Raw genomic sequence first — 23,929 nt, 5'->3', positions numbered from 1 at the left:
TCCGGCGTTTGAGGACTAGGCCCGTTCAGGGCCGTAGCGGGGGTCTGGGGGCGCAGCCCCCAGGGATGGGACGGGTAGGGGCGGCGGGGGCGAGGAAACTCCCTACCCCTCGCCCTCCGTGTACCGCCGCACCGCCAGTGGCAAGAACACCGCGATCAGGATCACGCACCACGCCAGCGACCCCGCGACAGGGTGCGTGACAGGCCACGCGCCGTCCGCCGGGGCCGGTGCGTTGCCGAACAGGGTGCGCAGTGCTGTGGTCACCGCGCTGATCGGGTTCCAATCGGCCAGTGTTCGCAGCCACCCCGGCAATCCGGCCGTCGGGATGTACGCGTTCGACAGCAGCGGCAGGATGAAGGTCGCGCCTCCCAACTGCCCCGCCGCCTCCTCGCTCCGCGACAGCAACCCCAGATAGATCCCGATCCACGTCGTCGCGAACCGGAACAGCAGCAACAGCCCCACCGCCCCCGCCGCCCGCAGCGCAGACCCCTCCACCCGCCACCCCACCGCAAGCCCGACAAGCAGCACAGGCACGGTCCCCGCAGCGGTGACCACGAGGTCCGCGAGGGCCTGCCCCAGGGGCACGGCGGCCCGGCTGATGGGCAGCGTACGGAGCCGGTCGGTCACGCCCCGGTGGGTGTCCTGGGCCGCCTGGAACATCCCGGTCATGATGCCGTTGGCGGCGGTCGCGACCAGCAGCCCCGGCACCAGGAAGGCCCGGTACTCCTCCCCGGGCATCGCGAGGGCACTGCCGAGCACGTACCCGAAGAACAGCAGCATCGTGATCGGCATGGACTGGGTGAGGACCAGCAGCCCCGGGTTGTGCCGCAGCCGGCGCAGATGCCGCCCCAGCATCACCGTGCCGTCGTACGCCAGGGCAGAGGCCATGGAGGTCGCGGACGTCGACGTGCTCACGCCGCCACCTCCTTACGCTCCGTCAGCCGGAGAAAGACATCGTCGAGAGTCGGCGGACGCAGGCTCGCGTCGAGCAACGCCACGCCCGCCGCGTCCAGTTCGCGCACCAGCCGCGGAAGCGTGACCGTCGCGTCGGTGGTGACCGCGCCGACAGTCAGTCGGTCCCGGTCCAACACCGGTTCGGAACCGGTGAGTTGGTCGAGAATCCCGGCCGCCCCGAGCAGTGCGTCCGCATCGGCGACCACGACCTCGGCGTACGACCCGATGAGCGCCTTGAGTTGGGCGGGCGTTCCGGACTGTGCGACCCGGCCGTGCTCCACGAGGGCGATCTCGTCGGCGAGTTGGTCGGCCTCCTCCAGGTATTGAGTGGTGAGGAGGACGGTTGTTCCCTCGTCCCGCAGCCCCCGTACCGCCGCCCAGATCTGGTTGCGGGCCGCCGGATCGAGCCCCGTCGTCGGCTCGTCCAGGAACAGCACCTCGGGCCGCTCGACCAGGCTCGCCGCGAGGTCGAGGCGGCGGCGCATCCCGCCCGAGTAGGTGGACGCGGGCCGGTCGGCGGCCTCGGCCAGCCCGAAGCGGTCGAGCAGTTCGTCCGCGCGCGCCGCCGGCCCCCTGACCCGGTGCAGCCGGGCGAACATCCGCAGGTTCTCGCGGCCCGTGAGGTCCCCGTCGACCGACGCGTACTGCCCGGTGACGCCGATCCGGCGCCGTACGGCAGCAGCGTCCCCTACGAGGTCGTGCCCCGCGACCCGCGCCGACCCCGCGTCGGGCCGCAGCAGGGTGGTGAGCAGCCGTACGACCGTGGTCTTGCCCGCGCCGTTCGGCCCCAGCAGCCCGCACACGGAGCCCTGGGCCACGGCCAGGTCCAGCCCGCGTACGGCATGGACCTTCCCGAAGGACTTCTCCAGCCCTTCACTAAGTACAGCGTACGTAGTAGTCATGAGGTGACCATAGCGCACTACGTACGACGTACGTAACTACGATGGGTGGTCGAGGTGATGATCAATGGCCGGCCGAGCCGCCGTACCCGAAGTGATCTGGGCGCGTCCCGAACGTGCGGGCCGTGGCCCCAAGGCCGCGTACAGCCGCGCCGACATCGCGGCCGCCGCGGTGCGGATCGCGGACGCGGAGGGGCTCGACGCGGCCTCGATGCGGCGCGTCGCGGCCGAGCTGGGCTGCGGCACGATGTCGCTGTACAACTACGTCCCCCGCAAGGAGGACCTGTACGAGCTGATGGTTGACGCGATCAGTGGCGAGCACGAGTTGTGGGAGCCGTCGGGGGACTGGCGGGCGGAGATGGTGCGGGTCGCGCACCAGACGCGTGAGCTGATGCTTCGGCACCCTTGGCTGCCGCGCCTGATGTCCCCCGTGTACGGCTTCAGCCCCAACGCCCTGCGCTATCTCGAACACTGCCTGACCTGCCTCGACCCGTTCGAGGGGACGTACGGCACGAAGTTCGAGCTGATCGCGATGCTCAACGGCATGGTGACTACGTATGTCGGCAACGAGTTGGCGACGGCTGAGCGGGTGCGGTCGTTGCCGTGGTCGGAGGAGCAGGAGAACGCGATGCGGATCGCTTATCTCGGGGGACAGGTGGCGGGTGGGGGGTATCCGAGGTTGGCTGCGGCGTTCTTGGAGGACTCGGGGCCGATCGATCTGGAGGCTGTGTTCGAGCGGATGGTTTTGCGGGTGTTGGATGGGTTTGCGGTGCGGGGGTGAGGGGGTGTGTGTCGGGTGCGGGTCCGTTGTGGTTGCTCGCGCAGTTCCCCGCGCCCCTAAAGACCTAAAAGCAGGCTGGTCATAGCAGCGTGAACTGGCCTTCTGGGCCCTCTTCTTGGTGGTCCAGGACCGACGCCGGTTGGCGCGCCCTGTCAGGTACCGGGAGGACGCCCGCCGTCCGTAGCTCCGTCGCCGTGATCGGGTCCTTCACCGTCAACTCCGCCTGCTGTGGGCGTAGTTCCGCCAGAAGCGCCAGTACCGTGATCAGCTCCAGCAGTTCCGATGTCCAGGTCTGCGGCCAAGTTGTCGGCCGGATCGCCTCCAGCGTCTCCGGTTCGACCGCACCGCCCACCCGCGCCGCGAACCACTCCTCCAGCACCCGTACCCCGCCCACCTCGAAGTCCCATGCCTCCGGCGGTACCGGGGAGATGCGGCCGTCGTCGACCTGGAGGGTCTCCTCGTCGCGGTCGTAGTGGACGGTGACCGGGCGGGAGGGCAACGGGGCGCGTACGTACGGGCGTCGGCCGCCGGGGAGTTTGGGGCGGTCACCGTCCCGGCGCATCAGCCACAGCACCCTGCGGCCCAACTCGACGCCCCGGGACCAGAGTTCGGGGTCGGCGGTGAGGGGGACGGAGAGGCCCGGGCGTACGGCGACCAGGGTCCAGGCGAGGACGTCGAGCGGGTCCGGGCTGTGGCCTAGGCGGTCGGTGAGGTGGGCCGACAAGCCCGGGGCCAGGTTGGGTGCGGTGCCGCCGGGGCGTCGGTACAGGGGGCGGATCCGGCCACCCGGTCGGATCAGTGACAGCAGGGGTGAAGCCAGGAGCAGTGGGCCGTCGGAGGCCGGGGGAGAGGGCGGCGCCTCGATCACGAACACCTGGCGTTCGTCCGCCACCCGCCACAACTCCGGGCGGGCCGCGTCGATCAGCCGGTGGTCCGGGATCAGCCACTGCTCGTCGAAGGGGGCCCGGAGGACCCGTACGGGCTTCGCGCAGGGGCCCGTGGCGCGGGCGAGCTTCTCCGTGCCGCTCCGCCGGCCCGGCAGTTGGGCGACCGCCGAGTGCGGGGTGCGTGAGCGCGTCGGTTCGAACAGGGTCTCGCGGTCCGGGCCTTCGGCCTTCAGCAGGGCGTCCCAGCGTGCTTTGAGGGTTGCGTTGTCGGGGGCCGTCGGCCACCCCCGGCCCAGCCGTGGCGGTGCGACGGACCACGGCATGAGGTCCGCGAGCAGCGGAGCATCGTCGTCGTACGGCACGCTGGGCATCGTACGACGGCCCCCGCGCTCGGCTCCCCTAGGTCGCATCCAAGGTCACCGTGAAGGAGAAGCGGTCGCCCCGGTAATGGATGACGGCCACGTCCAGGACCCGGCCGCCCTCGTCGTACGCGATGCCCGTGTAGTGCAGGATCGGGCTGAGGAGCGGGACCCGGAGCAGGCGGGCCGTCTCCGGGTCCGCGAGGCGGGCCTGGACGGTGTCCGTGATACGGGCGATGTCCGCGCCCACGACGTCCCGCAGCACCTTGGTCATCGGCCAGCGGAGGAGATCGGCGTGGTCGATGTGCTCGGCCAGTTCCGGACGGACGTAGTTGCGGGCGTGGTTGGTCGGTTCGTCGGTCTCCTCGTCGCCGCGCAGGCGGTGGTACGTGGCCACCTCCACCAAGTCCGGGAAGTACTCGGCGAGTTCGGTGGGCACGGGCGTGCTGCCGTGGTCGAGGAGTTCCGTCGTCATGCCGGACTGCTGGGCCACGATCGCGTCGACCGAGCCCAACAGCCGTACGGGAGCGCCTCGTTGCGCGTCCGGCTCGATGAACGTGCCGCGCCTGCGGTGCCGGCTGATCAGCCCCTCGTCCTCCAGCTCCTTCAGGGCTTGGCGCATGGTCAGCACGCTCACGCCGTAGTGGCCCGCCAACTGCTCCTCGGTGGGCAGCCGCAGCGGGTCCCGCGCCGAGCGGCCGAGGATCGAGGCGCGCAGGGACTGCGAAACCTGGTACCAGAGCGGCAGCTTGCGGTTCAGGACGATCGAATCCGGAGCGAAGGAGGTCACGGAGGTATCCGTACCGGTCGGCAACGCTCAGTGCAACGGGCGGAAGTGGCGCTGGAGGCCCGACCACACGTCGTCGTACCCCGGTTGCAGATGCTCCGCCCGTGCCGCCTGTGCCGTCAGGGTCACCGGCCAGCGCGTCTCGAACATGAACGCCAGCCCGTCGTCGATCCGTTGGGGCCGCAGCTCGGCGGCGCTGGCCCGGTCGAAGGTCTCCCGGTCGGGCCCGTGCGCGGACATCATGTTGTGCAGCGAGCCGCCCCCCGGCACGAAGCCCCCCTTTCCGGCCGTCTTCGCGTCGTACGCGCCCTCGATCAGCCCCATGTACTCGCTCATCACGTTCCGGTGGAAGTACGGCGGCCGGAAGGTGTCCTCGCCCACGAGCCAGCGCGGCGCGAACACGACGAAGTCGACGCCTGCCAGGCCCGGGGTGTCCGACGGGGACGTCAGCACCGTGAAGATCGACGGGTCGGGATGGTCGTACGAGATGGTGCCGAGGACGTTGAAGCGGCGCAGGTCGTAGGCGTACGGGACATGGTTGCCGTGCCAGGCGACGACGTCGAGCGGGGAGTGGTCGTAGACCGCCGTCCAGAGGTTGCCGCAGAACTTGTTGACGACCTCCACCGGACCCTCGACGTCCTCGTACGCGGCGACCGGCGCCCTGAAGTCCCTTGCGTTCGCCAGGCCGTTGGCGCCGATCGGGCCCAGGTCGGGGAGCTGGAAGGCGGCGCCGTAGTTCTCGCACACGTAACCGCGGGCCGAGGCGTCCAGCAACTCCACCCGGAAGCGCACTCCGCGCGGGATGAGGGCAACGTGGCCCGGCTCGACGTACAGCAGGCCGAACTCCGTGCGCAGCAGCAGTCCGCCGGTCTCCGGGACGATCAGCAGCTCCCCGTCGGCGTCGCTGAACACCCGCTCCATCGAGGAGTCGGCGTGGTAGAGGTGCACGGCCATGCCGGTGCGCTGTGTGGCGTCGCCGTTGCCGCCGAGGGTCCACAGGCCCGCAAGAAAGTCCGTACCGGCCGGGGGCTCGGGCAGCGGGTCCCAGCGCAGTCGGTTGGGATCCGGGACGGATTCTGTGAAGGGTGCCGTGCGGATCGGGCCGTTGTCGGCGGGCGTGAACGGGGGATGCGCCGCCGAAGGGCGGATGCGGTACAGCCAGGAGCGGCGGTTGTGGGCGCGCGGCTCGGTGAACGCCGTACCGCTGAGCTGCTCGGCGTAGAGGCCGAGAGGGGCGCGCTGTGGCGAGTTGCGGCCCTCGGGCAGGGCGCCCGGGACGGCCTCCGAGCTGTGCTCATTGCCGAAACCGGTCAGGTGGACCAGCCCTTCGGCGGCCTTCCGCGCGTCGCCGCCCGTGTCCCCGCCGATGCCCTCGCTCACGTCGCCGCCCATGGGTGCTCCCTTGCTCCCTCACTCCCGGTCCCGCATTCCTATGCTTCACCGTAGGATTCGGTGTTCGCGGGCGCAAGAGGGGGAAAGCCCGGGGCACGGTTCACCGGACCGCCGGGGAACGGCATGATGAAGGGCGTGCCCCCAGCTACCTCGCTACGTCGTGCGCCCGTACAGCGGCGCAGTGCCGAACGGCTGACCCGAATCCTCGACGCCTGCGCCGACCTCCTCGACGAGGTCGGCTACGACGCCCTGAGCACCCGCGCGGTGGCGATACGCGCCGGCGTCCCCATAGGCTCCGTCTACCGCTTCTTCGGCAACAAGCGCGCCATGGCGGACGCGCTGGCCCAGCGGAACCTGGAGCGGTTCATCGCGCGTGTCACCGAGCGGCTGCGGGAGCTGAGCGGGGGTGGCTGGCGCGAGGCCATGGACGCCGTGCTCGACGAGTACCTGGTCATGAAGCGCACCGCGCCCGGTTTCTCCCTCGTCGACTTCGGCAACCAGATCCCGGTCGGCAAGCGCGACGCCGAACCCAACCACCGCGTCGCCGACACCCTCACCACCCTCCTCGCCGACGTCATCGGCCGCGCACCCGACGACGACCTGCGCCGCACGTTCCTGGTCGCCGTCGAGACCGCCGACACCCTGATCCACCTGGCCTTCCGGGTCGCTCCGGAGGGGGACGAGCGGATCATCGGGGAGATGCGGGAGCTGTTGCGGGCGTATCTGGCGCGCGTGCTGGACTGACGCGGACGTACGGCGGCGGGTGCCGGGCGAGCGGGCGTCGGGTGAGCGGGCTCGCGGGTTTCCGACCTCACCCCGTTGAAGGCCTCCCCTCCATCCGTACCGGTCGGTATGCTCGGCTCAGTCTCCAGCCGTGCGTCGATGCTGCCGCCACCCTCCGGGAGGACCCGTGTCCAGCCCCACCGACTCCCGTACCGCCCTCCGTGTGTGCCCCCTGTGCGAGGCCACCTGCGGACTGACGCTCACCATCGAGAGCGGCCGGGTCACCCGGGCCCGCGGTGACCGCGACGACGTGTTCAGCCAGGGGTTCATCTGCCCCAAGGGCGCCTCCTTCGGAGCCCTCGACAGCGACCCCGACCGGCTGCGCACCCCCCTCGTACGACGCGACGGCGAGCTGCGCGAGGCGAGCTGGGCGGAGGCCTTCGACGCCGTCGCCGCCGGGATCCGGGGCACTGTCGAGCGGTACGGGGCGAACTCCGTCGGGGTCGTCCTCGGGAACCCGAACGTGCACACCGTGGCCGGGGCGCTCTACCCGACCGTGCTGCTCGGCGGCCTCGGCACTCGCAGCATCTTCAGTGCCTCCACTGTCGACCAGATGCCCAAGCACGTCTCCAGCGGGCTGCTGTACGGCGACGCCAACGCGATCCCCGTACCCGACCTGGACCGCACCGACCACCTCCTGCTCATCGGCGCCAACCCCCTTGAGTCCAACGGGAGTCTGTGCACCGCACCCGACTTCCCCGGCAAGCTCAAGGCCCTCAAGGCGCGCGGCGGCACCCTCACCGTCATCGACCCGCGCCGCACCCGCACCGCCAAGCTCGCCGACCGGCACATCGCGATCCGCCCCGGCACGGACGCCCTGCTGCTCGCCGCGATGGCGTACGTCCTGTTCGACGAACACCTCGTCGACCTGGGCGAGTTGGCACCGCACGTCGTAGGCGTCGACGAACTGGCGGCCTCCGTACGGGACTTCACTCCCGAGGCCGTCTCCGAAGCGTGTGACGTGGACGCGGACACCATCCGTACCCTCGCCCGGGAACTCGCCGCCGCGCCCACCGCCGCCGTCTACGGCCGCATCGGCAGCTGCACCGTCCCGCACGGCACCCTCGCCAGCTGGCTGGTCGACATCCTCGACATCCTCACCGGCAACCTCGACCGCCCCGGCGGCGCCCTCTTCCCACAAGCGGCCACTGACCGGACACCTCGGCCGGCCGGGCCCAGCCATGGTTTCTCTCTGGGCCGCTGGCGCTCGCGGGTCGGTCAACACCCGGAGGCGAAGGGCGAGTTGCCGCTCTCCGCGCTCGCCGAGGAGATCGACACCGCCACCGACCCCCAGGGCGCCGAGGGCGAGCCGATCCGGGCCCTCATCGCCGTCGCCGCCAACCCCGTCCTCTCCGCACCCGACGGCAACCGGCTCGACAAGGCGCTGGACTCCCTCGACTTCATGGTCAGCGTCGACCCCTACCTCAACGAGACCTCGCGCCACGCCGACGTCGTACTGCCGCCGCCCCCGCCCTCGCAGAGCCCGCACCACGACTTCGCCCTCAACACCCTCGCCGTCCGCAACCAGGTCCGCTACAACCGCCCCGCGGTCCCCCTGGAGCCGGGCAGGATGGCCGAGACCGAGATCCTCGCGCGCCTCGTCCTGGCCGCGACCGGGATGCACGGCGCCGACCCCGCCGCCGTGGACGCGATGGTCATCGACCAGACCCTCGGCAAGTCCGTCAAGGAAGCGCACTCCCCGGTCCACGGCCGCGATCCGCAGGAGCTGGCCAAGTCGCTCGACGGCGACACCGGCCCCGAGCGCCGCCTCGATCTGATGCTGCGCCTGGGCCCGTACGGCGACGGCTTCGGCGTACGACCGGACGGCCTGACCCTGACGAAACTGCTCGCGCACCCGCACGGCATCGACCTCGGACCGCTCCAGTCACGCCTCCCGCAGCCCCTGAAGACCCGCAGCGGCCAGATCGAACTCCTGCCGCAGCCCATCGCCGACGACCTCCCACGCCTGCGCCAGGCCCTGCGTGAGCGCCCCGCCGGAATAGTGCTCATCGGGCGACGCCACCTGCGCTCCAACAACAGCTGGATGCACAACGTGCCCGCCCTCACCGGCGGCACCAACCGCTGCACCCTGCACATCCACCCCGAGGACGCCGCCCGCCTCGGAGTCGAGGACGGCGCCCCCGTACGGATCAAGGGCGCCGGGGGAGAGGTGGTGGCCCCGGCGGAGATCACGGACGTCGTCCGGCGCGGGGTCGTCAGCCTGCCGCACGGGTGGGGACACGACCGGCCGGGCACCCGGCTCGGGCACGCCTCCGTCGACCCCGGAGTCAACGTCAACCAGCTCCTCGACGGCAGCCTGCTGGACCCGCTGTCGGGCAATGCAGTGCTGAATGGTGTACCCATCGATCTCGCGCCAGCAGGCACAACGCTGTGACCTGGAGTTTTGCGCTTATTGCTCGCACGTCAACATCTTGTTAAGACTTGCGTGGGCGCCCTAACGTCATCGCACTGCCGACTCCGGTGGGAGTTCAAGGGCGAACGTTAGGTAACCCACTCATGTTGACCATCCTGGGCTTCACGATGATCGCGACCTTCCTGGTCCTGATCATGATGAAGAAGATGTCGCCGATCGCGGCGCTCGTACTGATCCCGGCACTCTTCTGCGTCTTCGTCGGGAAGGGCGCCAAGCTCGGTGACTACGTCATCGACGGCGTCACCAGCCTCGCCCCCACCGCGGCGATGCTCATGTTCGCGATCGTCTACTTCGGTGTGATGATCGATGTCGGCCTCTTCGACCCGATCGTCCGAGGCATCCTCAAGTTCGCCAAGGCGGACCCGCTGCGCATCGTCGTCGGTACGGCGATCCTCGCGGCGATCGTCTCCCTCGACGGCGACGGCTCGACCACCTTCATGATCACGGTCTCGGCGATGTACCCCCTGTACAAGCGCCTCAAGATGAGCCTCGTCGTGATGACCGGCGTCGCCGCGATGGCCAACGGTGTGATGAACACCCTGCCCTGGGGCGGCCCGACGGCCCGCGCCGCGACGGCCCTGAAGCTCGACGCGAGCGACATCTTCGTCCCGATGATCCCGGCACTCGCCGCAGGCCTCGCCTTCGTCATCGCCCTCTCGTACGTCCTCGGCCGCCGCGAGCGCAAGCGGCTCGGCGTGCTGACGCTGGACGCGGTCCTGGTGGAGGAGCCGGAGCAGGAGACGGAGACGGTGCTCGTCGGTGCCGGCGCGGGGGCGAAGTCGTCGGCCGCGGGATCCGGTGCGGGCGGTTCGGCCGCGCCCACCGGCGGTCCGGGTGCGGAGGGCATCGCTGACGCTGCCACGGACGACGATGACGACGACCGGATGCTGAAGGTCCTCGACCCGAACCGCACCACCCTGCGGCCCAAGCTCTACTGGTTCAACGCGCTGCTCACGGTCACGCTCCTCACCGCCATGATCATGGAGTGGCTGCCGATCCCGGTGCTGTTCCTGCTCGGTGCCGCGCTCGCCCTGACGGTCAACTTCCCGCACATGCCCGACCAGAAGGCCCGTCTCGGCGCCCACGCCGAGAACGTCCTCAACGTCTCCGGCATGGTCTTCGCCGCCGCCGTCTTCACCGGCGTCCTGACCGGCACCGGCATGGTCGACCACATGGCCCGCTGGCTCGTCGACAACATCCCCGACGGCATGGGCCCGCACATGGCCTTCGTCACCGGCCTGCTGAGCATCCCGCTCACCTACTTCATGTCGAACGACGGCTTCTACTTCGGCGTCCTGCCGGTCCTCGCCGAGGCCGGCGCCGCCCACGGCGTCTCCCCGCTGGAGATCGCCCGTGCCTCCCTCATCGCGCAGCCCCTGCACATGTCCAGCCCGCTCGTCCCGGCCGTGTACGTTCTCGTCGGCATGGCGAAGGTCGAGTTCGGCGACCACACCAAGTTCGTGGTCAAGTGGGCGATCCTGACCTCGCTGGCGATCCTGGGGGCGGGAATCCTGTTCGGCATCATCTGATCCACGCACTTCTCCTACGCGTCCGGAAGGACATGTCCACATGTCCATGAGGCCCGGTGGGAACCGCGGCTGGCTGCTCCGCCTCGTCATCGCCTTCAGCTTCACGCAGGGGGCGGTGTCGATGGCCCGGCCCGCCGTCTCCTACCGGGCCCTCGCGCTGGGCGCGGACGAACGGGCGATCGGCGTCATCGCCGCCGCGTTCGCGCTGCTCCCGCTCTTCGCCGCCGTACCGCTGGGCCGCCGCACCGACCACGGCCGCTGCGCGCCCCTGCTGACCGTCGGCGCGCTCCTCATCTCGGGCGGCTGCGCGCTGGGCGCCACCGCCAACTCCCTTGCCGCGATGGCCGGGTGGAGCGCGGTGACCGGCCTCGGCCACCTCTGCTTCGTCATCGGCGGCCAGTCGCTCGTCGCCCGCAGGTCCGCCCCGGAGGAACAGGACCGCAACTTCGGGTACTTCACCATCGGGGTCTCGCTCGGCCAGTTCATCGGGCCGATGGCGGCCGGTGCGCTGATCGGCGGCGGGGACATGGCGGCGAGCAGCGCGCGTGCCCTGCTCGTCGCGGGTGCGGTCGCCGCGTTCGCGTTCACGTCGCTGTGGCGGGTCGAGGACCGTACGGTCGTCAAGTCCCGTACGGAGCAAGGTGATCGTGTCCCCGTGCACCGCATCCTGCGCACCCGGGGCGTACCCGCGGGCATCTTCATCAGCCTCGCCGTGCTGTCCGCGACCGACGTCCTCACCGCCTACCTTCCGGTGGTCGGCGAGGACCGGGGTATCGCGCCGGCCGTGATCGGCGTGCTCCTCGGACTGCGGGCGGCGGCCACGATCGCGTGCCGGCTGGTGCTGACGCCCCTGGTACGGCTGCTGGGCCGACGCCGACTCCTCACCCTGACCTGTCTGTCGGGGGCGGTGCTGTGTGCGGGGATCGCGGTGCCGGTGCCGGTGTGGGGGCTGGCGTTGATGCTCGCGGCGCTGGGCTTTTGCCTGGGCGTGGGCCAGCCGCTGTCGATGACGACGGTCGTCCAGGCGGCTCCGGCGGGCGCCCGCTCCACCGCCCTCGCGCTGCGCCTGACCGGCAACCGCCTCGGCCAGGTGGCTGCGCCGGCTACGGCGGGGCTGGTCGCCGGGGCTACGGGGGTGGGGGCGCCGTTCGTGATGCTGGGGGTGTTGTTGGTGGTGTCGTCGGGGGTTTCGCGGGGCCGGGGTTGACGGGGCTGGCCATGGGATTTCTTCGCCCCCGCCGCCCTTACCCGTCCCATCCTCGGGGGCTCCGCCCCCGAACCCCCGCTCCTCAAACGCCGGAGGGGCTGGATGATGCCGGCCGGGGCTTGATCTTTTAGCCCGTCCGGCGTTTGAGGACAAGGGGGGTCTGGGGGCGCAGCCCCCAGGGATGGGACGGGTAGGGGCGGCGGGGGCGAAAATCCCCCCACGTTCACCCACCCCCCAACGCCCGCTCCACCCCCACCTCCACCGGCCCCAGAAACCGCGGATCAGGCTCGAACACCGCATCCACCGCAGCCTTGCCCGCCGCGAAAATCTCCCGCACCCCGCCGTAGTACCACGTCACATCATGCCGATCCTGCACCCCGACCCCGTACGACTCCACCCCCGCCGCCTCGCACAACGCCACCGCCCGACGAATATGAAACCCCTGACTGATCAACACGGCCCGGTCCACCCCGAAGATCTTCTTCGCGCGGACACACGAGTCCCACGTGTCGAACCCGGCATAGTCACTCACGATCCGCCCGTCAGGCACCCCATGCCGCGTCAGATACCCCCGCATCGCATCCGGCTCGTCGTAGTCCTCCCGGCTGTTGTCCCCGGTGACGAGCACCACCTTCACCCGCCCCGCCCGATACAGCTCCGCCGCCGCGTCCAACCGGTGCGCGAGATACGGGGACGGCTCCCCGTCCCACAACCCGGCCCCGAAGACGACGGCGACATCGGTACGCGGCGCGTCCGAGACATCACGCAGCCGGTCACCCGTGGCGACGAACATCCACGTGGCCGGCAGCAACGCCACCACGCACCCGAGCATCACGCCCTGCACAAGCCTCCGCTGCCCGGTACGGGTGCGCGGCAGACGGGGTCTGCGGAGTCTCACGGGCGGTCCCTCCAGGTCGGCCTACGACAGTCAGGGACGTGACACGAGGCCCCACGGTTCACGGCAACGCACGTGACCGGCCTCACTCGCCCGACCGAATACGCAGGTCAAGCCACCTCACAGTGACCCCCCGCCCCACCGTGAACCTGTGGAAAACCATCGATATCTTCGCGCAACGGGGTGGCAACCTCCCCCCGCGACCATCGGTCCATGACGCCGTCGAACCCACCACACGACGAGTCCACCGCCGCCCCCAGCCAGACCGCCACCCCAAGCCCCGCCCCCGCCCCCAGCCCCGACGCCCACCCGCTCCCGGGGACCCACCTCGACAGTACGGCGCACCTCATGAACCGGATCAGCAGTCAGCTCGCCGGCCAGCTCAGCCTCGTGTCCCTCGACGGCAGGCGGCGCCCCGAGCCGCCCGCGCTCGTCGTAGTGGCCCACGGAAGCCGTGACCCGCGCGCCCTGAGCACCGTACGCACGCTCCTCGACCAGGTCCGCGCCCTGCGCCCCGGCCTGCCGGTCCACCTCGGTCACATCGAGCTGAACGAGCCCCTGCTCCCCGACACGCTCGCCGCCCTCGGCGACCGCGAGGCGATCCTCGTCCCGCTCCTCCTCAGCCGCGGCTACCACGTCAAGCGCGACATCCCCGAGATGGCCGCCGAATCACGGGTGCACGCGCGCGTGGCCCCCGCCCTGGGCCCGCACCCCCTTCTGGTGGACGCCCTGTATGCCCGCCTGGTCGAGGCGGGCTGGCCCACGCGGACGGACCACGAGACGCGGCGGCAGAGCGCGGTCGTCCTGGCGGCGGCGGGCTCCCGGGACCCGGAGTCCAAGGTCGACACGGGCCGCACGGCCCAGCTCCTCTCCGACCGCCTGGGCGTCCCGGTGATCCCCGCCTACGCCACGACAGCGGCCCCGACGGTCCCGAACGCCATCGAGGCCCTGGAGGCGAGCGGCCGCACAAGGGTGGCCATCGCCTCCTACTTCACGGCCCCCGGCCGCTTCGCGACAGAGTGCGCGGAAACGGCCCCATGGATCGCTTCGGCCCCCCTGGGCACACATCCCGCGATGGCAAGCCTCCTCCTCCACAGGTACGACCAGATGATCGGCGTAAGGGGCGCGGGGAACTGCGCGACCAGCCCCCACCGACCCGCACTCGCCGTATAACCGCCCTCGGCAGACGCAAAGGCGCACCCCCCTTGTCGCTCCCTTTGTCAGTCCCTGCCCGTACTGTCGAGACATGTCGTACGACCTGTCGTCAACCGAACGCTGGGCCCCGGAACCGGACAAGCGCCCCGGCCGAACCGCCTTCCAACGCGACCGCGCCCGAATCCTCCACTCAGCCGCCCTGCGCCGCCTCGCAGGCAAGACCCAGGTCGTCACCCCGGGCACCCGCAGCCACAGCTGGGACGCCAGCCCCCGCACCCGCCTCACCCACTCCCTGGAATGCGCCCAGGTGGGCCGCGAGCTTGGCGCGGCCCTGGGCTGCGACCCCGACCTCGTCGAAGCCGCCTGCCTCGCCCACGACCTGGGTCACCCCCCCTTCGGCCACAACGGCGAACAGGCCCTGAACGAGTTCGCGGAGGACTGCGGCGGCTTCGAAGGCAACGCCCAGTCCCTGAGACTCCTCACCCGCATCGAGCCCAAGCGGTTCACCCCGGAAGGCTCGGTCGGCCTCAACCTCACCCGGGCCGTCCTGGACGCCGCCACCAAGTACCCCTGGCCGCGCGGCGCCCACCCCACCGACCCCGGGTCCCCCAAGTTCGGCGTCTACGAGGACGACCGCCCCGTCTTCGACTGGCTCCGCAAGGACGCCCCCGGCACCCGCACCACCTTCGAGGCCCAGGTCATGGACTGGGCCGACGACGTGGCGTACTCGGTGCACGACGTCGAGGACGGCCTGCACGCCGGCCACCTCGACCCGGCCGCCCTGCACGCGGAACCCGAACGCCGTGCGGTCTTCGAGGTCGCCCTCGGCCGTTACGTGCCCAAGGACACCAACCCGGCGGAACTGGCGGAAGCCCTCGACCGGCTCCAGAACGAACCGTGGTGGCCGCACGGCTACGACGGCTCGGCCGTCGCCCAGGCCCGCCTGAAGGACGCCACCAGCCAGCTCATCGGCCGCTTCTGCCTCGCCGCCGAGGGCGCCACGCGCGCGGCGTACGGCAGCGGCCCGCTCACCCGGTACACGGCCGAACTCGTCGTACCGCGCGAGACCAGGCTGGAGTGCGCGGTCCTCAAGGCGGTCGCCGACCGGTACGTCATGCAGCGTGCCGAGCAGGAGGTGCTCCGCGCGGACCAGCGGATCGTCGTCGCGGAACTCGCCCAGGCACTCACGACCCGCGCCCCGGACGGCCTGGAACCCCAGTTCCGCGCGCTCTTCGACGAGGCCCCCGACGACCGCGCCCGCAAGCGCGTGATCGTCGACCAGATCGCCTCGCTCACGGACGCCGCCGCCCGCTCGCTCCACGAACGCCTGACCGCCTGACACGGCATGCGGGAGAACGCGCCTCTCCCGCGTGCCGTACCGACTACCCGACTACCGAATCACTCCACTACTCCGCCACGACCTCTACTCCGCCACGACCTCGTCGTGGCCGGGGTGCAGACCGCCGCCGCTGCCGTCGCCGCCCGTGGTGGGCGTGGAGACGACCGGCGTGCTGAGCGAGCTGAGGTCATGGGCGTACGTGCCCACCGCGTTGGCGATGACCCCGATGTTGATGCCGAACGCCTTCATGCTGATGTTGTCCAGGTCGTCGCACGCCGCGTGGTAGCACGCGTCGTACGCGACGCCGGCGGTGCCGCCGAACAGCGCGGCCTGGGCCTCGGTCTTGATGCCCTCGGCGCCGGTGAAGGTGCCACCGGAGGGGATACCGACCGCGATGAACGGCCCGTAGTCGGAGCGGCCGGAGAAGTCGGTGCCCTGGTGCGGTGTGCGCCTGGAGTCGAGGAACGCGTTGATGTCGCGCTCCAGCTGGGCCGAACCCTCCGGCCCTGGACCCGCGCCCTCGGCGTCCGAGTCGTCGCCGTCGTACACGAACTGCGCGTAGTTCGGCGAGGCGATCATGTCGAAGTTCAGATAGAGCTTGATCTGTGCCCGCTGCTCCTCGGTGAGCCGCGAGACGTACGACTCGGAGCCGACCAGGCCCAGTTCCTCGGCCGACCAGAAGGCGAACTTCACCTTGTTGGGCGGCTGCTTGCCGTACCGCGTGTTCTCGGCGAGTTCCTCGGCGACCTCCAGGATCCCGGCCGAGCCGGAGCCGTTGTCGTTGATGCCGGGGCCCTCGGTGACCGAGTCGAGGTGGGCGCCCAGGAACACCGTGTTGTCCGCGTCGCCGCCACGGGTCTCCGCGACGACGTTGTTCGTCGTACGGGTCTCGATCAGCTGACGGACCTCGAAACCGACCGTGACCTCGCCCGCCGCGACATCGGCGGCGAGGGCCTCGCCCTCGGCCTGGCTGAGGCCGGCCGTCGGGATCCTGCCGCTCGCCGCGTCGCCGAGGGTGCCGGAGAGGACGCCCGCGGTGTTGTTGTAGATGATCGCGCCGACGGCGCCCGCCTCGGAGGCGACGATCTGCTTCTGCGCGAAGGTGCAGCCACCGCGCTTGATCAGCGCGATCTTGCCGGTGAAGGCACCGGCCGCGTAGTCGCCCGCCTCACAGCCGGGAGTGGCGTCCACCGTGGCGGCGGCGAGCGCGGCCGTGATGCCGCCCACCGGCGTCGACTTCGTGTACGTCATCGCCGTGATGCCGAGATCGCGCGGCGCCGGCGAGATCACGGCGGCCTTCTCGGCGAGAGTCTCGATGTAGTCGAAGTCGAAGCTGTCGTACGAGACCTTGTAACCGGCCTTCTTCAGCACCCGGTAGACGTACTCGGCGGACTTGTCGTGGCCCGGTGTACCGGCCGCGCGGTTGCCGCCGTTGGCGTCGGAGATGGCCTGCAGGGCCTTGAGGTGTTTGTACGCGTCCTTCGCGGACGACTCCTTGACCAGGGTCTTCGCGAGCTTCCTGGCGTCGGCGGCCGGATCGCCGTGACCGCCGTGGGCGCCGGCCGTTCCGGCGGAGGCGATCAGCAGCGGTGTCGCGAGTGCGGTGGCGGCGATGACCGCCACGGCTCTGCGCGAGTGGGACGATGCCGTGCGTAATACGTTCACAGAGGTCCTTCCCCAGTGGATGTGCGAACGAGGTGGGAGGGACGCTAGCGAGCTACGCGGGTCACGAGAAGGGGTTTTCTGCAACTCGTGTTCGGTTTCGCCGGTTTGGCTCACATGTCCCGTGTGTGCGGGACCTCCCGCCCGGCACGTGTGACATGCCCGAATGTGACCCTCCGTGGGTCTGATCGGCCCACTCCCTCTTCCCCCATCACGCTCCGTGCGGGAGGCTCGCATGTGGCGGCATCGTTACGAGGAGGCATCAAGTGGTCGACGCGGATCAGACATTCGTCATCATCGGAGGCGGACTGGCCGGCGCCAAAGCGGCCGAGACGCTCCGGACGGAGGGCTTCACCGGCCGCGTGATACTGATCTGCGACGAACGCGACCACCCGTACGAGCGGCCCCCGCTCTCCAAGGGCTACCTCCTCGGCAAGGAGGAGCGCGACAGTGTCTTCGTCCATGAACCCGCCTGGTACGCGCGCAACGACATCGAACTCCACCTCGGCCAGACCGTCGACGCCATCGACCGTACGGCGAAGACGGTCCGCTTCGGCGACGACGGCACCCTTGTCCACTACGACAAACTGCTCATCGCCACCGGCGCCGAGCCGCGCCGTCTCGACATCCCCGGCACCGGCCTGGCCGGTGTCCACCACCTGCGCCGCCTCGCGCACGCCGAGCGCCTCAAGGGCGTCCTGGCAGCCCTGGGCCGCGACAACGGCCACATCGTGATCGCCGGCGCCGGCTGGATCGGCCTGGAGGTCGCGGCGGCGGCACGCGAGTACGGCGCCGAGGTGACCGTCGTCGAGCCGGAGGCGACCCCGCTGCACTCGGTGCTCGGCCCGGAGCTGGGCAACCTCTTCGCCGAGCTGCACCGCGAGCACGGCGTCCGCTTCCACTTCGGCGCCAGGCTGACGGAGATCGTCGGCCAGGACGGCATGGTCCTCGCGGCCCGTACGGACGACGGCGAGGAACACCCGGCCCACGACGTCCTGGCGGCCATCGGCGCCGCCCCGCGCACAGCACTGGCGGAGGCGGCGGGCCTGACCCTCGCCGAGCGCGCCCACGGCGGCGGCATCGCGGTCGACGAACGCCTGCGCACCTCCGACCCCGACATCTACGCGGCCGGTGACGTGGCCGCCTTCCACCACGCCCTCTTCGACACCAGGCTGCGCGTCGAACACTGGGCCAACGCCCTCAACGGCGGCCCGGCGGCGGCCCGAGCGATGCTGGGCCGCGAGTCGACGTACGACCGTGTGCCGTATTTCTTCTCCGACCAGTACGACATGGGCATGGAGTACTCGGGCTGGGCGCCCCCTGGCTCGTACGACCAGGTGGTGATCCGGGGAGACGCGGGCAAGCGCGAGTTCATCGCCTTCTGGGTGAAGGAGGGCAGGGTGCTGGCCGGGATGAACGTGAACGTGTGGGACGTCACAGAGACCGTCCAGCAGCTCATCCGCTCCCGGTCCCAGGTGGACACGGAGGCCCTCGCGGACCCGCACGTACCGCTGGACAGCCTCGTCCCGTAGCGACGCCAGGGCACGGGACTGTCGGTGGACCCCCGTAGAATCACTGCGTGGCCGGAAGGATCAACGACGAGGACGTGAAGGCGGTTCGGGACGCGGTCCCGATCGACGCCGTGGTGTCCGAGTACCTCCAGCTGCGCAACGCGGGCGGCGGCAACCTCAAGGGCCTGTGCCCCTTCCACGACGAGAAGTCTCCGTCCTTCCAGGTCAGCCCGAGCAAGGGACTCTTCCACTGCTTCGGCTGCCAGGAAGGCGGCGACACCATCACGTTCGTGATGAAGGTCGACCACCTCTCCTTCTCCGAGGCGGTCGAGCGCCTGGCCGGCCAGGCCGGCATCACCCTGCGGTACGAGGAGGGCGGCTACAACCCGGCCAACCAGCGCGGCGAGCGCATCCGGCTGGTGGAGGCCCACAAGATCGCGGCCCAGTGGTACATGGAACAGCTGGCCACGACCTCCGAGGCGGACGCGGGCCGCAAGTTCCTCGCGGAACGCGGCTTCGACCAGTCGGCCGCCGAACACTTCTCCGTCGGCTACAGCCCCCAGGGCTGGGACCACCTCACCCGCTACCTCCGCGGCAAGGGCTTCTCCGACAAGGAACTCCTGCTCTCCGGCCTCTCCCAGGAAGGCCGCCGCGGCCCCATCGACCGCTTCCGCGGCCGCCTGATGTGGCCGATCCGCGACATCGGCGGCGAGGTCGTCGGCTTCGGCGCGCGGAAGCTGTACGAGGCGGACACGGGCCCCAAGTACCTGAACACCCCCGACACGGCGATCTACCGCAAGTCCCAGGTCCTGTACGGCATCGACCTCGCCAAGAAGGACATCGCGAAGGTCAGCCGGGCGGTCGTCGTCGAGGGCTACACGGACGTCATGGCCTGCCACCTGGCCGGCGTCACGACGGCCATCGCGACCTGCGGCACGGCCTTCGGCACCGACCACATCAAGATCCTCCGCAGACTGTTGATGGACAACGGCTCGGCCCGGGTGATCTTCACCTTCGACGGCGACGCGGCCGGCCAGAAGGCGGCCCTGCGCGCCTTCGAGGACGACCAGAAGTTCGCCGCCGAGACCTACATCGCCATCGCGCCCGACGGCATGGACCCCTGCGACCTGCGCCTCGCGAAGGGCGACCAGGCCGTCGCCGACCTCGCCGAACCCCGTACCCCCCTCTTCGAGTTCGCCCTGCGCCAGATCGCCACCCGCTACGACCTCGAAACCCCGGCGGGCCGCGCGTCGGCACTGGACGAGGCGGCCCCGATCGTGGCCCGCATCAAGAACAGCGGCGCCCAGCACGAGGTCGCGGTCCAGCTCGCGGGCATGCTCGGCATCCTGGACACCCAGTTCGTGGTCAAGCGGGTGGCCCAGCTGGCCCGTTGGGCCAAGGACCGCGGCGGCAAGGGCCCGGCCCCCGCAGGCGGGCAGCACCAGCAGCAGCCGTACGAGCAGACAACGCGCCCGGGCGGCCCCCCGGGCCCGGCCCTGAACCTCCGCAACCCGGTCTACGCCACGGAACGTGAACTCCTCAAACTGGCCCTCCAGCGCCCCGAGTTGGTCTCCCCGGCCTTCGACGCCTACGGCATCGACGAGTTCACGGCCGCCCCCTACGCGGCCGTACGCCAGGCGATCATGGAGGCGGGCGGCGCGGAGTACGGCGTCCAGGACCCCCAGGAGTATCTGGTCCGGGTCCGCGAGGTGGCCCCGGACAACACGGTCCGCTCCATGGTGACGGAGCTGGCGGTGGAGGCGATCATGCGCCGGACGGTCGACGACGTGTACGCCGGCGATGTGCTGGTCACCGTCCGCCGCAGAGCGGTGGGACGCCGTATCCACGAGGTCCAGGGCACCCACGCCCGCCTGACCACCCAGGGGGACCCGGCCCAACTGGCCGCCGTGCAGAACGAGTTGTGGGTGCTCCAGCAGTACGACCTGGCACTCCAGAACCAGGGAGCGGCGGCACTCTGACCGCCACCGCTTCCGCCGCCTGCCGTCACTCCTGCCCGTCGAACGTCGGCGTCACCGCCCGTATCAACCGGTCCGTGAACTCCCGCTCCCTGTCCGCGAGTTGCGGGTACTCCATGACGAAGTGACGCCACTCGACGTACCTCACCGCCTCCACGACGTCCGCCAGCCGGATCCGCTCGCAGCCCGGACAGGGCCACTCGCCCGAGAGCCGGAACACCTCGTCCAGCAGCTCGTGGGGGAGCGGATACCGCTCGGCCAGGAGCACGGCGTCGTACAGGTCCTTGCCCTGCGCGTACATGTCGTTGATCAGCCACATCAGCTTCCAGGCCAGCGACAGCGCGGGCGTCGCCGCCCGCACCGACGCGCCGCCCGGCAGCTCCACCGGCACCGGCGGCTCGGCGAGCCGCTCGTTGAAGACGAAGTCGAGCTGTACATGGCCGCCCGGCAGCCCCGGCGCGGACCAGGGCAGGACCATACGGCGGCCCGGCACCCGGTCGTAGGTCCAGATGTCCTCGACCACCGCGTCGCGCGCGCAGAACCCCACCTCGCCGTCGCCCCGGGCCTCGGCGGCCGCCGCGATCCCGGCGAGCAGCTGCCCCGCACGTGGGTCATCGATCGAAAAGGTGGGCGGTACGACGACGAAGTCCAGGTCACCGGGCTCGCGGGCGGCCTCGCCGAACCACGCCGCCATCAGCACGCTCCCACGCAGCACCAACGACTCGGCCCACTCGGACCCCGCGATCGCGTCGAGCACCAGCTCCAGCGCCCGGCGCCGCGCGGCCCGCCAGTCCTCGCCCCGCGCCGGATCGGCGAAGCCCGGGTCGGCAGCCCGGAAGGCGTTGTGGTGCTGCTTCAGCGCCGGTTCGAAGATCAGCCGCTGCACCACGTCCTCACCCGGCACGGTACGCAGCGTCCGGGGCAGCCCCTGAGCCTCCCGGGTCCTGTCGTCCAGGGTGTCCTTGGGCGCGTCGAGGCCTGCCACGACGCCCCTTCGCCAGGTCAACTTGTTCTTCATCCCCGCACCTCCCGCACCCGCGTCGCCGCCACGACCACGCCTCCGCTGCCCTCGACCCATCCGTCGATCCATCTGTCGATCCATCCGTCGTCGACGGACAGATCACTGTCGTACAGCACGAACTCCCGCTCCACGTCGACCACTTCGAGCTCCACCGCTCGGTGTCGCCGCAGCTCCGCCAGCAGCCGTTCCAGCGCCAGCCCCGCCCCGGTCGCGTCCACGCCCCGGCACCGCTGCGTCACGAACCGCTCGGTCCACCGACCGCCGCGCACCACCCGACGGGCGTTCCACGACAGATGCGCGCCGTACGGGACGACCCGCGCCGCCAGGGCGTCGAGATCCGCGTCGGCCGGCAGCCGCACCTTCACGTGGTGCTCGAAGTACCGTCCGTCCGCGCACGGTTCACGCGGCACCTCGGGAGCCCACGGCGACGACTCGATCTTGACGCGCACCGGATCGAACCCGTCCGCCCGCAGCCGCGCGGCGACTTCACGCGCCCGAGCCGATTCGTCGGCGTACGACGGGGAACCCGTCAGGGTGAGCATCGGCTGGGTCGTCATCCGGCCACGGGCAAGGACGATGTGCGTCAACTTGAGCCCCGCCCCGGTCGCCCAGCGGCCCAGCCGTTCCGCCTCGGCAGCGCTTTGGCAGTGGACGGTGACATGCGTTTCGTAGACGTGAGTTGAGCAGAGTGAACCGGACACGTACCGATCGTGCCAGGTCGGACCCCGAACAAGCACTCGGATTTGCTGCGACGGTAACCGCGTGGTCACGGACCGGACCCAAAAAGTGGTCGCACGCCCCTCGTGGCGGCGATGTGTCGTACTCCACACTGGGTTCCGGTGCCTGAGTCCTCGGAGCGCGGCCGGCCCGTCCACAACGGGTCCGACACCCCCGCGGTTCCGCTCAACGCGTACGGGACGGACAGCGGCGAGGCCGCCCACTCCGCCCCCCCGAGTACCGCTGCCGTACGCCTCAGCAGCGATCATCCTGGAGGTCGCCCCCGTGCAGACCCAGACCCTCACCCAGACCGACAGCAGTACCGCGGTCACGGAGCCCGACGCCGAGACCGAGATCGCGGACGTCACCGACGTCGCCGAGGTCATCGCGGCCGTGCCTCCGCAGAGCCGTGTCGCGCACCACCCCGAGAGCCCGCCCGAACCGGACGGCCCTCCGGCGGACGCGGTGGACGTGGTCGAGACCGCGGAACCGGTCGAGCCGGCTGAGCAGATCGAGGTGATCGAACCGGTCGAGGTGATCGAGCCGGTCCGTGCCCCCGCCCGCGCCGACACCAGCGGGCCCTCCTCCGACCTGTTCCGCCAGTACCTGCGGGAGATCGGCCGCATCCCGCTGCTCACCGCCGCCGAGGAGGTCGAACTCGCCCGCCGGGTCGAGGCCGGTCTCTTCGCCGAGGAGAAACTGCGTCTCGCCTCCGACCTGGACAGCCAACTGGCCCTCGACCTGGACAAGCTGGTCGTCATGGGCCGGATGGCCAAGCGCCGGCTGATCGAGGCCAACCTGCGCCTGGTGGTGTCGGTGGCGAAACGGTACGTGGGCCGTGGGCTCACGATGCTCGACCTCGTCCAGGAGGGAAACCTGGGGCTGATCCGCGCGGTCGAGAAGTTCGACTACGCGCGCGGCTACAAGTTCTCGACGTACGCGACCTGGTGGATCCGCCAGGCCATGTCCCGCGCCCTCGCCGACCAGGCCCGTACGATCCGTGTCCCCGTACACGTGGTCGAACTGATCAACCGGGTCGTCCGGGTGCAACGCCGGATGCTCCAGGAGCGAGGCTACGAGCCGACGCCGGAGGAGGTAGCCGCCCACCTGGACCTGCTCCCCGAGCGCGTCAGCGAGGTCTTGCGTCTCGCCCAGGAACCGGTGTCGCTGCACGCACCGGTGGGCGAGGAGGACGACGTCGCGCTGGGCGACCTCATCGAGGACGGCGACGCGGCGTCGCCGGTGGAGTCGGCGGCGTTCCTGCTGCTGCGGGAGCACCTGGAGGCGGTGCTGTCGACACTGGGGGAGCGGGAACGCAAGGTCGTCCAACTCCGTTACGGCCTGGCGGACGGGCGTCCGCGCACGCTGGAGGAGATCGGCCGCATCTTCGGCGTCACACGGGAACGCATCCGCCAGATCGAGTCCAAGACCTTGAACAAACTGAGGGACCACGCGTTCGCGGACCAACTGCGGGGTTACTTGGACTGAGGTCCGGTTTTCTCGCCCCCGCCGCCCCTACCCGTCCCATCCCTGGGGGCTCTGCCCCCGAACCCCCGCTCCTCAAACGCCGGAGGGGCTGAATACCCAGCCCGTCCGGCGTTTGAGGACTAGGCCCGTTCAGGGCCGTAGCGGGGGTCTGGG

The 23,929-nt window shown here is 70.7% G+C and carries 19 protein-coding genes; 10 read left to right on the top strand and 9 right to left on the bottom strand.

Annotated features, from left to right (window positions below; all coding sequences use genetic code 11):
• Positions 1-102: 102 nt before the first annotated feature.
• Complete coding sequence (locus ACWCRB_RS39515) at positions 103-888, bottom strand: ABC transporter permease (protein ID WP_451000679.1); 786 nt, start codon at positions 886-888, stop codon at positions 103-105.
• A gap of 23 nt (positions 889-911) precedes the next feature.
• Positions 912-1,856 carry an ATP-binding cassette domain-containing protein gene (locus ACWCRB_RS39510; protein WP_451000676.1) on the bottom strand — a complete coding sequence of 315 codons (945 nt, stop codon included), beginning with the start codon at positions 1,854-1,856 and terminating at the stop codon, positions 912-914.
• A 64-nt stretch (positions 1,857-1,920) separates the two neighbouring features.
• Between ACWCRB_RS39510 and ACWCRB_RS39505 the strand changes: the two genes are divergently transcribed.
• Positions 1,921-2,634, top strand: a complete 714-nt coding sequence (locus ACWCRB_RS39505; RefSeq protein WP_451000675.1) for a TetR/AcrR family transcriptional regulator C-terminal domain-containing protein — start codon at positions 1,921-1,923, stop codon at positions 2,632-2,634.
• 79 nt (positions 2,635-2,713) lie between these two features.
• Here ACWCRB_RS39505 and ACWCRB_RS39500 read toward each other — a convergent pair whose 3' ends face one another.
• The 3 genes from ACWCRB_RS39500 to hmgA are packed head-to-tail and all read right to left on the bottom strand — an operon-like array spanning position 2,714 to position 6,059.
• On the bottom strand, positions 2,714-3,892 hold the full coding sequence (locus ACWCRB_RS39500; RefSeq protein WP_451000674.1) for a type ISP restriction/modification enzyme: 1,179 nt from the start codon (positions 3,890-3,892) through the stop codon (positions 2,714-2,716).
• Positions 3,893-3,920: 28 nt separating this feature from the next.
• Complete coding sequence (locus tag ACWCRB_RS39495) at positions 3,921-4,670, bottom strand: GntR family transcriptional regulator (protein WP_451000673.1); 750 nt, start codon at positions 4,668-4,670, stop codon at positions 3,921-3,923.
• A 27-nt stretch (positions 4,671-4,697) separates the two neighbouring features.
• Positions 4,698-6,059: a homogentisate 1,2-dioxygenase gene (gene hmgA, locus ACWCRB_RS39490; protein WP_451000672.1), complete on the bottom strand. Its 1,362-nt coding sequence runs from the start codon at positions 6,057-6,059 to the stop codon at positions 4,698-4,700.
• A 126-nt stretch (positions 6,060-6,185) separates the two neighbouring features.
• On the opposite strand from hmgA, the gene ACWCRB_RS39485 reads away from it, so the two are divergent.
• From ACWCRB_RS39485 to ACWCRB_RS39470, 4 genes are all read left to right on the top strand, one after another.
• Positions 6,186-6,803, top strand: coding sequence for a TetR family transcriptional regulator (locus tag ACWCRB_RS39485; protein ID WP_451000678.1), 618 nt, complete (start codon positions 6,186-6,188; stop codon positions 6,801-6,803).
• Positions 6,804-6,969: 166 nt separating this feature from the next.
• Positions 6,970-9,237, top strand: a complete 2,268-nt coding sequence (locus tag ACWCRB_RS39480; RefSeq protein WP_451000671.1) for a molybdopterin oxidoreductase family protein — start codon at positions 6,970-6,972, stop codon at positions 9,235-9,237.
• Positions 9,238-9,359: 122 nt separating this feature from the next.
• Positions 9,360-10,805 carry a CitMHS family transporter gene (locus ACWCRB_RS39475; RefSeq protein ID WP_451000670.1) on the top strand — a complete coding sequence of 482 codons (1,446 nt, stop codon included), beginning with the start codon at positions 9,360-9,362 and terminating at the stop codon, positions 10,803-10,805.
• A gap of 46 nt (positions 10,806-10,851) precedes the next feature.
• Positions 10,852-12,012: an MFS transporter gene (locus tag ACWCRB_RS39470; protein ID WP_451000677.1), complete on the top strand. Its 1,161-nt coding sequence runs from the start codon at positions 10,852-10,854 to the stop codon at positions 12,010-12,012.
• A gap of 223 nt (positions 12,013-12,235) precedes the next feature.
• On the opposite strand, the gene ACWCRB_RS39465 is transcribed toward ACWCRB_RS39470, so the two are convergent.
• Positions 12,236-12,910: a SanA/YdcF family protein gene (locus ACWCRB_RS39465; RefSeq protein WP_451000669.1), complete on the bottom strand. Its 675-nt coding sequence runs from the start codon at positions 12,908-12,910 to the stop codon at positions 12,236-12,238.
• Between the two features lie 210 nt (positions 12,911-13,120).
• On the opposite strand from ACWCRB_RS39465, the gene ACWCRB_RS39460 reads away from it, so the two are divergent.
• Together ACWCRB_RS39460 and ACWCRB_RS39455 are read left to right on the top strand one after the other, a co-directional pair.
• Entirely contained in the window at positions 13,121-14,080 is a 960-nt protein-coding gene (locus ACWCRB_RS39460) for a sirohydrochlorin chelatase (RefSeq protein WP_451000668.1), read from the top strand.
• A 73-nt stretch (positions 14,081-14,153) separates the two neighbouring features.
• The gene (locus tag ACWCRB_RS39455) at positions 14,154-15,401 is read left to right on the top strand and encodes a deoxyguanosinetriphosphate triphosphohydrolase (RefSeq protein WP_451000667.1); all 1,248 of its coding nucleotides are present in this window, start codon (positions 14,154-14,156) and stop codon (positions 15,399-15,401) included.
• Positions 15,402-15,485: 84 nt separating this feature from the next.
• On the opposite strand, the gene ACWCRB_RS39450 is transcribed toward ACWCRB_RS39455, so the two are convergent.
• The gene (locus ACWCRB_RS39450; RefSeq protein WP_451000666.1) at positions 15,486-17,066 is read right to left on the bottom strand and encodes a M28 family metallopeptidase; all 1,581 of its coding nucleotides are present in this window, start codon (positions 17,064-17,066) and stop codon (positions 15,486-15,488) included.
• A gap of 263 nt (positions 17,067-17,329) precedes the next feature.
• Here ACWCRB_RS39450 and ACWCRB_RS39445 point away from each other — a divergent pair, with 263 nt between their 5' ends.
• Complete coding sequence (locus ACWCRB_RS39445) at positions 17,330-18,595, top strand: NAD(P)/FAD-dependent oxidoreductase (protein ID WP_369034766.1); 1,266 nt, start codon at positions 17,330-17,332, stop codon at positions 18,593-18,595.
• Positions 18,596-18,642: 47 nt separating this feature from the next.
• A complete protein-coding gene (gene dnaG, locus ACWCRB_RS39440) occupies positions 18,643-20,553 on the top strand; it encodes a DNA primase (RefSeq protein ID WP_451000665.1) in 1,911 nt (636 codons plus the stop codon).
• Between the two features lie 25 nt (positions 20,554-20,578).
• On the opposite strand, the gene ACWCRB_RS39435 is transcribed toward dnaG, so the two are convergent.
• The gene (locus tag ACWCRB_RS39435; RefSeq protein ID WP_451000664.1) at positions 20,579-21,568 is read right to left on the bottom strand and encodes a nucleotidyl transferase AbiEii/AbiGii toxin family protein; all 990 of its coding nucleotides are present in this window, start codon (positions 21,566-21,568) and stop codon (positions 20,579-20,581) included.
• Positions 21,565-22,272, bottom strand: coding sequence for a hypothetical protein (locus ACWCRB_RS39430; RefSeq protein WP_451000663.1), 708 nt, complete (start codon positions 22,270-22,272; stop codon positions 21,565-21,567). The genes ACWCRB_RS39435 and ACWCRB_RS39430 overlap by 4 nt, the downstream gene beginning before the upstream one ends.
• 301 nt (positions 22,273-22,573) lie before the next feature.
• Here ACWCRB_RS39430 and ACWCRB_RS39425 point away from each other — a divergent pair, with 301 nt between their 5' ends.
• A complete protein-coding gene (locus tag ACWCRB_RS39425; protein WP_451000662.1) occupies positions 22,574-23,776 on the top strand; it encodes an RNA polymerase sigma factor in 1,203 nt (400 codons plus the stop codon).
• Positions 23,777-23,929: the final 153 nt, after the last annotated feature.

This window comes from Streptomyces sp. NPDC002156 (assembly GCF_053593675.1).
The sequence above is the reverse complement of the archived record's forward strand: the minus strand, read 5'-3'. Positions and strand labels throughout refer to the sequence as shown.

Excerpts from the sequence above, each read along its gene's own strand:
- ACWCRB_RS39515 (WP_451000679.1), bottom strand. The coding sequence starts at position 888 with ATGGCCTCTGCCCTGGCGTACGACGGCACGGTGATGCTGGGGCGGCAT.
- ACWCRB_RS39510 (WP_451000676.1), bottom strand. The coding sequence starts at position 1,856 with ATGACTACTACGTACGCTGTACTTAGTGAAGGGCTGGAGAAGTCCTTC.
- ACWCRB_RS39505 (WP_451000675.1), top strand. The coding sequence starts at position 1,921 with ATGGCCGGCCGAGCCGCCGTACCCGAAGTGATCTGGGCGCGTCCCGAA.
- ACWCRB_RS39500 (WP_451000674.1), bottom strand. The coding sequence starts at position 3,892 with ATGCCCAGCGTGCCGTACGACGACGATGCTCCGCTGCTCGCGGACCTC.
- hmgA (WP_451000672.1), bottom strand. The coding sequence starts at position 6,059 with ATGGGCGGCGACGTGAGCGAGGGCATCGGCGGGGACACGGGCGGCGAC.
- ACWCRB_RS39485 (WP_451000678.1), top strand. The coding sequence starts at position 6,186 with ATGAAGGGCGTGCCCCCAGCTACCTCGCTACGTCGTGCGCCCGTACAG.
- ACWCRB_RS39475 (WP_451000670.1), top strand. The coding sequence starts at position 9,360 with ATGTTGACCATCCTGGGCTTCACGATGATCGCGACCTTCCTGGTCCTG.
- ACWCRB_RS39470 (WP_451000677.1), top strand. The coding sequence starts at position 10,852 with ATGAGGCCCGGTGGGAACCGCGGCTGGCTGCTCCGCCTCGTCATCGCC.
- ACWCRB_RS39460 (WP_451000668.1), top strand. The coding sequence starts at position 13,121 with ATGACGCCGTCGAACCCACCACACGACGAGTCCACCGCCGCCCCCAGC.
- ACWCRB_RS39455 (WP_451000667.1), top strand. The coding sequence starts at position 14,154 with ATGTCGTACGACCTGTCGTCAACCGAACGCTGGGCCCCGGAACCGGAC.
- ACWCRB_RS39435 (WP_451000664.1), bottom strand. The coding sequence starts at position 21,568 with ATGAAGAACAAGTTGACCTGGCGAAGGGGCGTCGTGGCAGGCCTCGAC.